The sequence below is a fragment of the Chryseobacterium sp. FR054 genome (assembly GCF_056844565.1).
Genome location: NZ_JBXDSA010000004.1, coordinates 301,189 through 314,172, shown reverse-complemented (window position 1 = coordinate 314,172; position 12,984 = coordinate 301,189). Strand labels below are relative to the sequence as shown.

The following is a 12,984-nucleotide window of genomic DNA, read 5'->3' as shown; positions in this document are numbered from 1 at the left end:
CGGTCCGAATATTAAATTTCCGAATAGAAATGCCGGCTAAAATAAATCTGCATTTAACAAATATAATTCTTCTTTTGCAGGATAGTTTTTAAAATCGATAAAATCCCTGAATTCCGGGATATCATCACAGAAGATAATATCGAAGGTAAAACGGTTGTTCCCGTAAAGTCCCCTGTGGATCATATTGGCGGAAAAAATAAGAAGATCTCCTCTGTTTAACGGGATTTTTCTTCCCCGTTCAAGAGGGTCTCCAGGCTTTCTCCCATTCATTGAAAGCCGCGTTTCCAGTTCCTCTTTCAGATCCCATTCACGGTGGGTTCCCGGGATCAGTTCAATACCGGATTCTGCTTTGAGAGGGATTCTGAAATGAAGAACATTCCGGGTCTGAATATTTTTCTTCTGCTCTTCAATGGACATCCCCGTATACTGAATGTCACGGTGCCAGTAATTGGTCTGCTGTACATTGAACGGGTCAAAAAACAGCTGGGTATTGAGAAATATAGCTTTTCCGGGAAAAAGAGTGTGGATAAGTTGTGAAATCTTTTCCTGAGAAATAAACCTGAATAGATCCAGCCTTTCCTGTCTGGTAATTTGTTGAGCTGAGGTAATGCTGTGGCTGTTGATCGCTCCGGCTTTATAATCTGCGTCATTATCTTTCAGCCATGCCTGATGGAAGGTATGGAGAATTTTCTCCAGAGGCTGCAACTCTTCTTCAGAGAAAAACTGCTCTAAGTGCATATACCCTTTATTGTGATAACTCTCCTGTATATTCATCATAATTTTTTATTCTGAATCCCGGATTTCGATAGGCTGTCTGCGATTTCAGACCATCTTTCCAGTAATAAATCGGTGTATATTTCCTTATCAAGGCCGTAAGATCCAAGTGCATAGCCATCGTTCCATTCTACCAAAGCTGTGCGGCCGTCGGATAAAACACCAAAGTCGATGCCGTAACCTCCGGTTTTTTCCTCCGAATTTTCCAGATCCTGTACTGCATTCCGGATGACTTCCATATCCGGCTGATATTGTTCATCACCGTCATATAGCCGTATACCGACAATCTTTGATTGATTGACGAAAACCCTGTATTCTGCTTTCCAGTCTACTGATTGTGAGCAGTAGAGTTCCGTATTTTTTGGGAAATCAGCTAAAAGATAAAGATCAGAAGCGGATTCCATCCTGAATCCGGTGAAAAGCTTTGTATCGGATTTGGGTTTAACAAAAACAGGCTGCAGTTCTCCGTCCATATTTCTCAGGAGATCACGTATGGTAGTGGTCCAGACATTTCGCAGCAGATACGGACGAAGACATTGAGGATAACAGTCAGTTGGCGGATTGATTTTATATTTTCTGAAAATTGAAGAAAAGACAAAGTGATTTCCAGCAACAAACGTTGTTCCGTCAATGTTCAGCTGATTTCTGAAGATCTTTTTATCGGTAAAAAGTTCGTATCCGATATTTCTTTTTTCTAATACATCGATCACGTCCTGATGTTCAGGTTCCAGTTTTTTATTGCCGTATTCATGGATATAAGCTTTTTCAATCATCGTTTTTTTAATATTTTCTCAGGGAGTTCTTAATATCTTTTCCATCTTTTTTCCTTTGGCGAGTTCGTCAATAAGTTTATCCAGATACCGGATATTTCTCATCAGTTCATCTTCAATGTCCTCGATACGGTATCCGCAGATTACTCCTTTTATAAGAGATGCATTGGCATTGATCTGAGGAGCCTGCTCAAAAAAAGTTTTAAAATTGGTTTTATTGTCTAAAATATCCTGTAAACTCTTTTCATCATATCCGGTGAGCCAGAATATGATTTCATGAACTTCAGCTTTTGTACGTCCCTTTTTCTCTGCTTTTTGGATGTAATGAGGATACACTCCGGAAAAAGCCATTTCATAAACCCTTGTATTCTGCATTTTTATATTTATTGTAATTCCTGAATAACCCTGTCCAGTATACGGTTGAATTCTTCCGGTTTCTCCAGCATCGGATAATGACCGGTTTCAGTAATATCTACACAGTCATAGTCTTTTAAATATTTCCTGTTATTTTCTATATGGGTAGGCGAATTATCAGAATTAATAGCTCTTACCGGGACCTGAACCTGTTTCGCGATGTCCCGGAAATCCGTTTTATACAAAGGTATCAGAAGGTTGACCGCCATTTCCGGTTCGTTCTGTAAAAACTCAGACTGTACCCTTTCTTTTACTGCAGCAGGTGTTTTTTCGGCAAACAGGTATTGAGGAAGTATGTTTTCCACAGCATTTTTAAAATCGCTCCTGTAATGGGTAAATAAAAACTGTTCTGCCTGATCTTCTGAAAAATATTCATCAAGGTTCTTTAAAGTATCTACCAGGATCAGGGATTTTACTTCTGGAATTTGTAAGGCCGCTTCAAGAACATAAGCTCCGGACATGGAATGCCCGACAAGGATCATCTCCGAAGAGCCGATGCTGTCGGCCACTGCCTTGATATCGTCAGCATAACGGGTACTGGTCCAGTGCTGTCTTGAAGCGTCTGATTTTCCGTGTCCGGCAAGATCCAGAGTTACCATATGATACTGGTCCCTGAAATATTCCAGCTGATCATTCCACCATTCTCCGCTGCCCAGCCATCCGTGGATAAAGATGACGGTAGGATTTCCTTTTCCTGATTCCCGGTAGTAGATTTTCTGTCCGTCTGATGATACTGCATATTTTTCCATGGAAATTATTTTGTCTGAGGTTTATTTTTTTTCTTAAAAAACTAAATTACAAAAAATCAGTATGTATAGCCCGTTGGACTGTAAAAATCTGTGTGATCAGCGAGATTTGTGGGAAACTGATATGAATGTTGGTAGGCACAATAGTGTAAGGTTTATTCTGCTGTGTGTTTTTAGGACACAAGAAAACCAGAGATTTTCAGTTATTAAAATTGAATTTCCCGTAGATTTCACAGATTTTACAGATGTTTGTGGATATTTTTTTCTCAAGATCCGTAGATGTTTGCGTTAAAAAATAAACGTTATAGGTTTCCAAAACCTATAACGTTTTAAAATGTTTTTTCTAATCAAATAATATGCAGCAGATAAAAGAATCTGCTTTATCTGCGGGCGTATAAAAATTTCCACAGATCCGCAGATGTTTTGTTGTATTTCAGAAGGTTACCATTTCCAGACCTGCGGTTCGTTATTCCAGATCAGCAGCCTGAAATCTTCATAATGCTTCCCGTTGCCAATGGTGTGGGTATCGCGGTGTCCTTTTCCGAGTTTGAGCTTGTGGAGCATTCCGGAGCTGGAACCTACCCATAGGGTTTCTTCGTCATCAGAAAGGGTCATTCCGCTGATGGTGGAGCCTAAAAAGTGTCTCCACAGCTGGTTCCCGTTTTTGTCGAAAGCTTTGATATAGCCATAAGCATCACCAAGTATATAATAATCTTTTGTGGAAGCTCCTGCATATACTCTCATTCCTTCATCAATGTAGATAAGACCTTCATTTTCCGTATAAGCTTCAATAGCTGCGTCCTTATACTGATCTGAATTGATGGCAATCGTAATTCCGTTGTAGAAATGGCAGGAGTTGGTAATCAGCTGGCTGTCGTCTTTAGAAAACAGGCAGAAATGGGGATAGGAAGACTGAGGTCCTACTGATCCTACGCTGTTGCCATCAGCATCCAGTATTCTGTGGTCATAATCCTGATCTCCCACAACAATGTAGGCGTTATCATGGGAAAGGGCGGCATTTTCCATATCGATATCCGGAGACCAGTCTTCTTCGTCATCTTCATTGATAGGATGAATGAGTTTCTCGCTGTCTTTTGATGCCAGATAAATTCCGTTTGAAGAAACGATCAGGACTTTGCTTCCGTCATTGAACGGAACCATTTCTGTAATCCCTGAATTGACAGTTTTGTCAAATGAGAATTCCTGAATCAGCTCTCCGTCCCAGTTTTTGTACACTGAAATAGTCTCTCCGCGGGCTATGGCGAAAATATTTCCCTGTTTGGATTTTCCTATGGCTTGGATGTTCCCGTCAAGCGGGGTAATCTGATCATGATCAAGAAGATAGGCCTGTCTTTTTTCATAATGAGCTCCGGTTACGAAAGCAATTTTTTCATCCTCAATAAAAAGGATCTGTTCAATACTTTGAGATTTTTCTTTCATGAACTGAATCATGGGGGTGTGGGCAGGAGGGAACAGTTCTCTGAAACGTTCTGTATCGTTATTCAGGTTAGCTGTTTTCAGCAGTTCGAAAACTTCGGCTCCCAAACGGTCTCTTTTATCCTGGGGCTCTTCGCCTTTCCAGTTTTCCCAGCCGTTTTTTTCGCCGAATTCCACCATTTCATTGATTGCTGTTGCATAGTGTTCTCCTTCTGAGAACCATTCTTTTTGGATTGTAGTGTCTTGCATTGAGTCGTGTTTTTGCCCTGTTCAGGGATATGTGGGTAAGATAATTATTTTATTTGAAAAATACCGGATTATCGTGGTTGCCTTTGATCTTTATATAACTTCCTTTTAAGAGAAGGGGATTGATGGTTCCGGTTTTCCGGGCGGTGAATTCCAGGCTGATGATGCTCAGTTTTTCGCCGGATTTGAGAAGCTTTTCTCTGGGAATTGAATAGCTGCCGTCTTTCCCAATATTCAGGGTGTCGGTTTTTCCCGGGGTGGCGATGGTTACATTGGGGTTGTCTTTATCTTTTTTATCAAAAGTTTTTGAGATATAGAGTTTATTTACGTCATGAAGATCAGCCCAGTGTACGGTGAAATCCCGGGTGGTGGTGCTTTCTGTGGTGGTGATACGGGAAGGATCGCTTAATTTAAGGGCATTAATGGATCCCAAAGCAAATTTTTTACCGTTGGACAGCTGGATTTCCACCTGATACTGATCATTTTCAGGAGGAATGTTTTCAAGCCTGTACTGATAGCTTTTGGTGTAGTACAACTGTTCGATGACAGTATATTCCGCTTTTTTCCGGTTGACCCATATGGTAATTGAATCACTGCCGATTTTCTTATCTTTTTTATCGTATAAAGCCACCGACATGATATTGTCTGCCTGATCCGTTAAGCTTTGGTAGATATCAATTTCCGCTTTTACATCGGAAATATCTGTGATTTTTGAGGCGGGAACAGGTCCGGAACAGGAGATGAACAGAAGAAGGCCGAGAAACGGGATTAAATATTTGGTGAAATGCATGGCGGATTGGTTATTAAGTTAGTTTTTTAAATAATCTTCATTGATACTTCCTTCAAATTCATTGGAAACTATATTTTTTAATCTGTATCTGAATTTTGTTTTGAAGTTTCCTGTAATTTTAGGTTCAAAAACAGTGGCAATCTGGTTCGGTTTTAACATGATGTATTGAATTCCGTTTCCGCAGCCATATTTTCTTATACCGGAAATCTCCCGCCATTTGTTTTCTTTGTCCAAAGCTTCAAATATTAACGGGATATGATTGCCGAATCCTAAGATAATACTCTGATCTTCAAGGTTGTGGACGGTCACGGGGTAACCGTCATAATAGGTTGTTATTGCAGGAATTTCAACAGCAGGCTTTTGCCCTTCATTTATTCTGTCTATTTCTGCTTCCAAAGCTTCAGAAGATATTTTAGTAGTATCAGCTCTGGTTATTGTTAATGGGGTAGATTGTCGGGTATCTACCCATATCTTTACATTTTTATATTCGTTTTTGAATTGTTGGTTCAGTTCATCATCAGGCCGTTTATAGTTGTTCTTAAGCAGGGGATTCTGTGAATCATTATAGACATAATTCAGTTTGATGTGGGGTTTCAGATCTCCGATATATTGAATGTTTTTATGATAAAATAAATAAATGTCCTCAGTTGTTTCAAGCTTCTGTTCCCGGATGTTTTTATCTGAAATAACGTACTCAGGATATTTTACCTGTGCAGAACAAACTACTGAAAAGAATATAAACAGTAAGGGAAATATCTTCATCGTTTTATTGTTTTGAATTGGCCGGAACATTTATAACGCAAACTTGTATCGGAATATTAAAAAATACTTTTTTTCAGATCAATATGTATGGCAGGTCCGGCAATCGTGGTTTTATCCTGGGTATTCATAATGCCGCATAGCAGCAGGAGAGAAGCGCTTAGTGTTGTTTTCATGGGTATTGTTATATAGTTTTTGAATATTTTGGGATAATTTTTCAACCCTCAATTTATTTTTGTAAACGTTATAAGCTTTCTATGTATTTTTCATAGCCGCTTTTGTTCAACAGGTCTTTGGCTGTTAAATGATAAACATCTTTCCAGGAACCGGGGCCGTTCTTTTCCACATATTTTTCGATAATCCTGAACCCCATCCAGTAATTGATATTTCCCGGCGCATCCGGAAACAGTCTGATTTTATCGTTCTGCAACAATGGATTTTTCCCTGAGGTGTCTGCGAAATACTTTTTTAATTGGGTGAAAAGTTCTTTTTCATGCTGAATGAGCCAATCCCATTCTTTTTTGGACAGGTGTACGGTCTCATGTTTTTCAAGTTTCCCGTCAAAGAATACGTAGGTAAAATAGCAGGCAAATCCCTCATCAATGGTCTGGTTCAGGGCAGAATCATGATCAGGATCGGCATTTCTGAATTTTTCATAGACCATATGGTTCAGCTCATGGGGAAGATCCTGTTGAAGAACAGCAGGGATTTCTATTCCTTTATTATTGAGTTCTAAGGCAAACTGCTCGTTGGTGCAACCTCCGAAAGCAATTCCCGTGATGGGAGTAAAAATCAGGCTGATTCTGGCCTTAGGCTGATATGGAACGAGTTTATTGAATTTGACAAGGCTTTTTTTGAATGTTTTTTTCAGATCAATATCCAAAAGAATGTTGGTTTTCTCTTCAAACATCTGTCTGTTTTTCAGATACAGGCTGTTATTCCATTCTGTCATTCCCCGGGTGGTATTGAATTTCCGGGCGTTTTCATCCCCGAAGATCACTGCGTAGCAGCTGTCCCAAAGTTTTTGATGAGGTTTATAAACCTTGTTGATAATCCTTGTGGAATCGTACTTGCCGTTTTTGTGGGCCAGCATCTGATGCTTAAACGCATTGAGGATCACAATATCTCCCACTTTTACGCTATCTGCAACATGTTCCAGCCTCGCATAATCAAAGGACGGGTTCGTTTTTGTCTGTGTTGTGCAGGAAAAAATGATCAATAAAGATAAGGCCGAAATAATGTTTCTCATTGAGTGTTGTTTCTCTTTTAGTTTTTATGGTTACAGATTAATTAGTTTTTGTTTTTAATCATTCATCGTTCCTGTCGTTTGGCTCAGGTAAACTGAAAGGTAAAATATTTTTCACCACAGTGCCTGCATTTAAAAGAAGCGATTTCACGTAAGCTTTCAGGGCTTCCGTATTTTCTGAAATCATAATATTCACTTTTCTCCTTTAGACCTTCTTCCCAATAGATATTCTTTTCACTGATTTCATATAATTCTTCATCATCCGCCGGGTAGCCTGTAAATTCAGTAATGTCATTACAACATATAGGCTGGTCCGGACGCTGCAAAAATAAGGGAATATCAGGAGTCTGATTGTATTTCCCGATCAATATTTCTTTAAGGTTCAGTTTTTGAGTTTCGTTAAGGGGCTGTGAAGCAAGATATTTTTCAATAGTTTCTGTGTAAAAGAAACCGCCTGTGTGAACTAAAGGTTTAGTTTTCAGACAGTCACTGCATACGGCATAAATGTCATCATCTACGGTTCCGTCATCAAGGGTGGCTTTTCCCTGATATGGATATAAGTCGATTCCTGTTTTTTGACAGACGTGGCATTCTGTGTAATCCTCATCGGATTTTTCAATGGCTTCATCTGATATGAGTTCAAAAAGTTGTCCCATTTTGCTGATTATTTATTAATACTATCAATCTTCGATAGCTTCGATTCCCTGTCTTTTTAATTCTTCAAGATGATCTTTCATGGTTTTAAGCTGTTCTGCGGAGTGCCCATGCCATTCCATAACTTCTCCTGTTATTCTGAACGGATGAAGCGAGCGGTAGGATTGGGTAGGATTGCCCGGAAATTTTTTATCGGTAAGGTTGGGATCATCTTCAATGGAGCCGGTGGGTTCAACGATATAGATCCTTTCTTTACCCTCACCCTGAGCAAGTTCCGCGCCCCATACCGCGGCTTCCAGTGTAGCGGTAAGGTAAATGTATTTCGCTTTTCTTTGGGTTCCGTAGTTGGAACTGAAACCGGGTTCAATAAGATCCCCGGTTTTCAGATCTGCTTTGGTTCCGTGGTAATAAATAACCGGATCCTTAGTAGTACTGGTATTCATTATTCTGCTATTTTTGTTCCTGATCTTTATAAATATTCCAGAAGTTATAATCTGTCATAGGCGCATCTGTGATGCCGATATTTCTGCCCATAGTCACAATCTGTCCTCTGTGATAGGTCCCGTGGATGATGGCGTGCTGAATGTATTCATATTTTGAAAAATCACACTGAAACCATTGGGATTCTATTTTTACATTCCGGGCAAGATCTTCTTCGGAAAGGCCTTCAACATATTCCATCAGCTTCTTGGAATTATCTTTTATTGCCCTGAACACTTCATCTTTGGTAACGGCTGCTGCGGTTGCTTCAAAATCAAAATCGCTGCCTTCGGATATATGGCTCCACCAGTATTCCTGGGTCTGCCAGATATGATGCAGGGTCTTCAGAATGGTGGGAAAGCTTGAGGGAGTTTCCTGATTCAGCTGTTCATCGGATTTTGTAGCCAGCCAGTCGATGTATTTACCGACTACCCAATTGTTGTACTGTACGGTGTGGGTGATTAATGTTTTAAGGTTCATAATATATATTTTGTGGTTGGTTTTTTGTTCCCGGGACATTATTTACAGCTCAAAATGGCGGTTCTGATGATGATTTTCCGGATTAATCAGTGATTTGTTGCAGTAGGTTGCGGTTTCAAAATCGTTAATGCTGATGGATAAAAATGAAATGTCAGGAAATAATTCTGTGAGACGGGTGATGATCTTTCCGGAAAGATCGGCTTTCTGTTCTGTGCTCCGTCCTTCCATGATGTATCCGAAAATGTGGATGAAATTCTTTTTATGTTCTCCAAGCCGGTAATACTGATAGGGCTGTAACCGTACTTTAATGTCATTCAGGGCAAATAGTCCGGTGGATTCCGCAGTCTGGTAAACAGCATCCATGATTTCATCAGGTGTTTTCTGCTGAATAATATCCTGTGAACAGTCTATAATAAAGTGAGGCATGGTGATCTGGTTAACGGGTTGGATTTCGAAGCATTATGGCTGATAAAGCGTATCGAAATTAGTAAAAAAGATGCTACGAAAGTACAATCTTAAAAAATATTTACCGGATGTTTCACCGGGCTGGTTTTGTTACTCCGATCATTACCCCGAAATCTCCGTCTTTCTGGCTCCAGTTTTTTTCCGGGAGATAGGTTCTTGAAACAAATCCGTCAAGATACAGGGCATTCCGGCAGCCCAATTCTTTAAAAAGAGAAGCAAAATCATAAAAATTAACTTCTTTTTTAGACATGGCAAAAATGATTTCCCCGTTTTCCAGAATTCCTGCGCCGTTTCTGATATTCAGATTTTCAGAATGCTGCTGAAAAGCGGGATTGATTTTCCCTTCGATAAGAAGCATCGGCCCGGATTGTGTGGCATATTGAATGTCCGGTGACGGAATGAATTTTCCGGTTGGAATGATTGCCGGTTTTTTGTTTTTTGTGATATAAAATACCCCGTTGGGAGGAAGATAAAAATTTCCGCTGCCTTTTGAGGTATCTATGGGATGAAGGGTTTTGAAATTCTCAATATACAGCCCTTTGGGAAAATGATCAGGTTCAAACATACCTCCGTTCATTGCGAAGATTAACTGTTCATGCTGTGAAGCGGTATAATGTTCCAGATTACCGAGGCTTCTTATCATTTCATTTTTATGATCTTTCCAATACATCCGGATGTTTTGTTGTGGCGGATCCATCTGATAGATCACAAAATTTTCTTCATGTTGGATCTTCTCTTTACAGGAAAACAGAAAGAAGAACAGCAGTGATATATAAAAAGAGGTATTGAGTTTCATAGAAATATCGGAGGATTAAATAAGAGACTGTTTAAATTTTATTTGAAAAAATGTATATGTGATTATCAAATTTTTGTACCTTCTTTGTGGTTGAAAAAAATGCCACGTATGCACGAATTTCTTAATGTTTCCTACGGAATACACACAGATATTTGTGAGTGTTTTTTCTCCCGCAGATTTTGCATGACGCAGATTTTATGAAGGGACTAAACCTGATAGATTTTAAAGTTCATGCATATTAAATCTATAAGGTCTGATCTGACCATTCCACAAAGATCTCAGATTCTTATGGATGAAAAAATCTGCTCAATCTGCGGCATCTGCGAGAACAATTAAAATCTTTTTAAGATCTGAAAAAGATTTGAGTGTTATGCAAAAAAATCAAATTTAGAAATTTAAGCTGGTTCTAAAAGTTGTTGATTTATTCCGTGTCAGTTAAAATCCATTCTCCGTTATCATATTCATAGGTTTTTGAAATGGAATTTGAATTGATTATTATTGTTACCTGTACTTTATAGCCGGGCAGGTTTCTGAATTTGAAATAAAGCGTGTCATATGAATAATTTAAAACGGTATTGTAGATGAAATCTGTTTTTAACTGTAATTCCTTGTCTGTTTTCTTTTCAGTGAGATAATAGAATTTCTGATGCTGTTTATCTACTTCTTTATCATAAACGGTACCGGATTTAAATTCTTTATATGGGCTGAGTTCTTTTTCCAGATCATCGCCAAACAGTCTGTTTGAAATACTGAATCCGAAATTTTTTTCACCGGGGACAATAAATTTTTCATTGAGTACCTTTGAAAGAGAGATAATATCACGATACGTCCAGTCCCAAATGCTGTAAAAGGGATTGGCCGTGTTATATTCTTTTTCGCAGCTGTACCGTTCACTGCCCATATTACCGGATCCGGTATTGCTGTAATTGTAGTGGAATAAAATAACCTCTCCTTTAAAATCTGAGTTTTTTAAATCCTTAATAATTACCGGAGTTAGTTTTTTAAAATCAATGATTTTTGCTTCCTGAGACAGCTGGTCAAATAATTTTCTGTTTTCTTTCCTGGCTTTTTTACATTTTCTCAGTTCAGCTTTTGTAGGCTCATAGCTGTCGTAATAAGAAAGAGTGTCTCTTTTTTTCTGAGAAAAGCTGGCTATTGAGAAGATCAGGCAGAGTAAAATTAAAAAGTTTTTCATGAGCTGTTCTTAATGTTGAATAAATGAATATCAAAGTGTAAGCTTCAGGTACTCATTTCAATATCATCCCAGTCAGAATTTTTATTGATCAGCCATTCCAGCGCTTTTCTCCGCTCGTATACCAGTCCTTCATTTATTTTTGCCTGCTGCCCTTTAAGCCTTTCATCCACGCAGTACCAATGCAGACGGTAGTATAAATCCAGCATTTCGTAGATTTCATCATCTGTTTTCAGGGTAGAGAGCCTGTTTATTTTTTCATTGCTGTCGTTTTGTTCGAGGTTAGGAAGCATGGAAGCCATTTCATCGCTACACCATTGGGTTTCATCAAGATGATCCACCAGTCCGGTTGCCCACATCAGAGCCCAGATCCCTTCCAGGTACCATCTCAGGGAATTGATCTCGTAATCCGTTAATTCATCATTGTCTTTCAGCAGGATTTCATGTTCACGGTTGGAAAGGTGCTGAGTCAGCCCGTGATGATCGATCCATTTTCTGATGACGGTGACGGGAGCTTCAAATGAAATATTAATCAGCGCGTTCATTACGCCCATTCTGCCTTTTACTTCTTCCAGGGTTCTTGTATTCGGATCTTCCAGCACAGGAAGCCAGGAATTGAACCTGTATTGCCTGCTTTCTATCAGCTGATTGTTGAGTTCTCTTGTTTTAATTTTTTGTTCTTCGGTCATTGGTGATTCATTTTTAATTAAAGCTTTTGAGCGATAAAGATAAGCCACAAAAATTTTTCTTACTGAAGTTTAAGGCTCAATTTTAATTTTTTTTCAGTTCTTTTTTGCTTTCAGCTGAAATACATTTCCTTCAGGATCTGTTCCGTCACAGAGCCAGAATCCATAGTGGTCAAACGTTTTGATCTCCCTCATCCGTACATTTCTTGAAAGGAGCTCGTTTCTGGCCGATTCCATATCAATGTCAATTTCAAAAACCAGTTTTGTATTATTATCAAACCGGTGGCCTTCTTCTATTTTTTGCAGATACTGATCTCCTATTCTGTGAAAAGCTATATGGATGGTTCCTGCGTTCAGAAGAGCCCAGACTTCATCTTCTTCCACGACATTCAGATTGAAGTTTTCAACATAGAAATTTTTGATCTGTTCAACGTTTCTTACGTAGAAAAGGATCGTATCGGGTTTTACATTCATATTTATTCTGAAGATAGCCTTATTTTATCAGTTTTTTAACAGCCTTTTTATACTCCTGTTCAAAATTCACCGATTCGGTGTCGTGAATGGTGTAGTTTAAATCTTTAACTTTATTTCCAATAATTTTGTAAAAGCTCAGATAATTGGTTCCTGAAACCACATAGCTTTCAATCCATCTGTATTTCGGATTGTATTCCGGATTTTTAACAGATTCAAAATCCAGGACTTTCTTAAAGGTCTTATTCCTGTTGTCGAATATATAAAGATAATAGGTCCAGTTGCTCCTTACATCGGAGATATTCTGAATGAGAAGGTCTTTTATTCCGTCACCGTTGAAATCTTCAAACCGGATTTCGCCTACTTTGCTGTAAACCTGATCTTTTAAGATTATTTTTGTGTTTTTATACACTGTTAAAAGATAACCGGGGGCTTCATCTTTAAAATCTTTCACTCCGTTTAAAGAGATCAGAATTTTTTCTTTCGGATAAATGCTGTCCGTTTTGATCTGCTGATTATTCTGTGCCCGGAGGAATAGAGGAAAAAACGATATGAAAATGAAAGTTTTCAATTGATAA

Annotated in this window: 17 protein-coding genes; all 17 read right to left on the bottom strand. The window is 38.8% G+C overall.

From position 1 onward, the window contains the following. Positions 1 to 36 precede the first annotated feature (36 nt). The 17 genes from AC106S_RS17685 to AC106S_RS17605 all read right to left on the bottom strand — a co-directional run bounded on the left by AC106S_RS17685 (position 37) and on the right by AC106S_RS17605 (position 12,977). Entirely contained in the window at positions 37 to 774 is a 738-nt protein-coding gene (locus AC106S_RS17685) for a phytanoyl-CoA dioxygenase family protein (protein ID WP_482441251.1), read from the bottom strand. Then, positions 774 to 1,547 (bottom strand): ATP-grasp domain-containing protein, encoded by a 774-nt coding sequence (locus AC106S_RS17680; RefSeq protein ID WP_482441015.1) that lies wholly within the window; start codon positions 1,545 to 1,547, stop codon positions 774 to 776. The genes AC106S_RS17685 and AC106S_RS17680 overlap by 1 nt, the downstream gene beginning before the upstream one ends. A gap of 18 nt (positions 1,548 to 1,565) precedes the next feature. Beyond that, on the bottom strand, positions 1,566 to 1,919 hold the full coding sequence (locus tag AC106S_RS17675; RefSeq protein WP_482441014.1) for a DUF2200 domain-containing protein: 354 nt from the start codon (positions 1,917 to 1,919) through the stop codon (positions 1,566 to 1,568). An 8-nt stretch (positions 1,920 to 1,927) separates the two neighbouring features. Further along, positions 1,928 to 2,707: an alpha/beta fold hydrolase gene (locus AC106S_RS17670; RefSeq protein ID WP_482441013.1), complete on the bottom strand. Its 780-nt coding sequence runs from the start codon at positions 2,705 to 2,707 to the stop codon at positions 1,928 to 1,930. A gap of 438 nt (positions 2,708 to 3,145) precedes the next feature. Continuing rightward, positions 3,146 to 4,390, bottom strand: a complete 1,245-nt coding sequence (locus AC106S_RS17665; RefSeq protein WP_482441012.1) for a YncE family protein — start codon at positions 4,388 to 4,390, stop codon at positions 3,146 to 3,148. Between the two features lie 49 nt (positions 4,391 to 4,439). Further along, positions 4,440 to 5,177: a hypothetical protein gene (locus tag AC106S_RS17660; RefSeq protein WP_482441011.1), complete on the bottom strand. Its 738-nt coding sequence runs from the start codon at positions 5,175 to 5,177 to the stop codon at positions 4,440 to 4,442. A gap of 18 nt (positions 5,178 to 5,195) precedes the next feature. Next, positions 5,196 to 5,939: a hypothetical protein gene (locus AC106S_RS17655; RefSeq protein ID WP_482441010.1), complete on the bottom strand. Its 744-nt coding sequence runs from the start codon at positions 5,937 to 5,939 to the stop codon at positions 5,196 to 5,198. Positions 5,940 to 6,180: 241 nt separating this feature from the next. After that, on the bottom strand, positions 6,181 to 7,185 hold the full coding sequence (locus AC106S_RS17650; protein WP_482441009.1) for a gliding motility protein GldB-related protein: 1,005 nt from the start codon (positions 7,183 to 7,185) through the stop codon (positions 6,181 to 6,183). An 83-nt stretch (positions 7,186 to 7,268) separates the two neighbouring features. After that, the gene (locus AC106S_RS17645) at positions 7,269 to 7,838 is read right to left on the bottom strand and encodes a hypothetical protein (RefSeq protein ID WP_482441008.1); all 570 of its coding nucleotides are present in this window, start codon (positions 7,836 to 7,838) and stop codon (positions 7,269 to 7,271) included. A 24-nt stretch (positions 7,839 to 7,862) separates the two neighbouring features. Beyond that, entirely contained in the window at positions 7,863 to 8,279 is a 417-nt protein-coding gene (gene arr / locus AC106S_RS17640; RefSeq protein ID WP_482441007.1) for an NAD(+)--rifampin ADP-ribosyltransferase, read from the bottom strand. Positions 8,280 to 8,286: 7 nt separating this feature from the next. Beyond that, positions 8,287 to 8,796, bottom strand: coding sequence for a DinB family protein (locus AC106S_RS17635; RefSeq protein ID WP_482441006.1), 510 nt, complete (start codon positions 8,794 to 8,796; stop codon positions 8,287 to 8,289). A gap of 42 nt (positions 8,797 to 8,838) precedes the next feature. Beyond that, positions 8,839 to 9,222: a 5-carboxymethyl-2-hydroxymuconate Delta-isomerase gene (locus AC106S_RS17630; RefSeq protein WP_482441005.1), complete on the bottom strand. Its 384-nt coding sequence runs from the start codon at positions 9,220 to 9,222 to the stop codon at positions 8,839 to 8,841. Between the two features lie 112 nt (positions 9,223 to 9,334). Then, positions 9,335 to 10,057 carry a phosphodiester glycosidase family protein gene (locus AC106S_RS17625; protein ID WP_482441004.1) on the bottom strand — a complete coding sequence of 241 codons (723 nt, stop codon included), beginning with the start codon at positions 10,055 to 10,057 and terminating at the stop codon, positions 9,335 to 9,337. A 421-nt stretch (positions 10,058 to 10,478) separates the two neighbouring features. Continuing rightward, positions 10,479 to 11,252 (bottom strand): hypothetical protein, encoded by a 774-nt coding sequence (locus AC106S_RS17620; RefSeq protein WP_482441003.1) that lies wholly within the window; start codon positions 11,250 to 11,252, stop codon positions 10,479 to 10,481. A gap of 44 nt (positions 11,253 to 11,296) precedes the next feature. Continuing rightward, positions 11,297 to 11,938 carry a DUF4272 domain-containing protein gene (locus AC106S_RS17615; protein ID WP_482441002.1) on the bottom strand — a complete coding sequence of 214 codons (642 nt, stop codon included), beginning with the start codon at positions 11,936 to 11,938 and terminating at the stop codon, positions 11,297 to 11,299. A 93-nt stretch (positions 11,939 to 12,031) separates the two neighbouring features. Beyond that, positions 12,032 to 12,409 carry a VOC family protein gene (locus AC106S_RS17610; protein ID WP_482441001.1) on the bottom strand — a complete coding sequence of 126 codons (378 nt, stop codon included), beginning with the start codon at positions 12,407 to 12,409 and terminating at the stop codon, positions 12,032 to 12,034. A 19-nt stretch (positions 12,410 to 12,428) separates the two neighbouring features. Beyond that, entirely contained in the window at positions 12,429 to 12,977 is a 549-nt protein-coding gene (locus AC106S_RS17605) for an XAC2610-related protein (RefSeq protein WP_482441000.1), read from the bottom strand. Positions 12,978 to 12,984 lie beyond the last annotated feature (7 nt).

What these genes read in the sequence shown, in the direction of transcription:
- AC106S_RS17635 (WP_482441006.1), bottom strand. Translation starts at nt 8,796, where the DNA reads ATGAACCTTAAAACATTAATCACCCACACCGTACAGTACAACAATTGG.
- AC106S_RS17615 (WP_482441002.1), bottom strand. Translation starts at nt 11,938, where the DNA reads ATGACCGAAGAACAAAAAATTAAAACAAGAGAACTCAACAATCAGCTG.
- AC106S_RS17680 (WP_482441015.1), bottom strand. Translation starts at nt 1,547, where the DNA reads ATGATTGAAAAAGCTTATATCCATGAATACGGCAATAAAAAACTGGAA.
- AC106S_RS17660 (WP_482441011.1), bottom strand. Translation starts at nt 5,177, where the DNA reads ATGCATTTCACCAAATATTTAATCCCGTTTCTCGGCCTTCTTCTGTTC.
- AC106S_RS17650 (WP_482441009.1), bottom strand. Translation starts at nt 7,185, where the DNA reads ATGAGAAACATTATTTCGGCCTTATCTTTATTGATCATTTTTTCCTGC.
- AC106S_RS17665 (WP_482441012.1), bottom strand. Translation starts at nt 4,390, where the DNA reads ATGCAAGACACTACAATCCAAAAAGAATGGTTCTCAGAAGGAGAACAC.
- arr (WP_482441007.1), bottom strand. Translation starts at nt 8,279, where the DNA reads ATGAATACCAGTACTACTAAGGATCCGGTTATTTATTACCACGGAACC.
- AC106S_RS17685 (WP_482441251.1), bottom strand. Translation starts at nt 774, where the DNA reads ATGAATATACAGGAGAGTTATCACAATAAAGGGTATATGCACTTAGAG.
- AC106S_RS17645 (WP_482441008.1), bottom strand. Translation starts at nt 7,838, where the DNA reads ATGGGACAACTTTTTGAACTCATATCAGATGAAGCCATTGAAAAATCC.
- AC106S_RS17670 (WP_482441013.1), bottom strand. Translation starts at nt 2,707, where the DNA reads ATGGAAAAATATGCAGTATCATCAGACGGACAGAAAATCTACTACCGG.
- AC106S_RS17655 (WP_482441010.1), bottom strand. Translation starts at nt 5,939, where the DNA reads ATGAAGATATTTCCCTTACTGTTTATATTCTTTTCAGTAGTTTGTTCT.
- AC106S_RS17610 (WP_482441001.1), bottom strand. Translation starts at nt 12,409, where the DNA reads ATGAATGTAAAACCCGATACGATCCTTTTCTACGTAAGAAACGTTGAA.
- AC106S_RS17675 (WP_482441014.1), bottom strand. Translation starts at nt 1,919, where the DNA reads ATGCAGAATACAAGGGTTTATGAAATGGCTTTTTCCGGAGTGTATCCT.
- AC106S_RS17630 (WP_482441005.1), bottom strand. Translation starts at nt 9,222, where the DNA reads ATGCCTCACTTTATTATAGACTGTTCACAGGATATTATTCAGCAGAAA.
- AC106S_RS17620 (WP_482441003.1), bottom strand. Translation starts at nt 11,252, where the DNA reads ATGAAAAACTTTTTAATTTTACTCTGCCTGATCTTCTCAATAGCCAGC.
- AC106S_RS17625 (WP_482441004.1), bottom strand. Translation starts at nt 10,057, where the DNA reads ATGAAACTCAATACCTCTTTTTATATATCACTGCTGTTCTTCTTTCTG.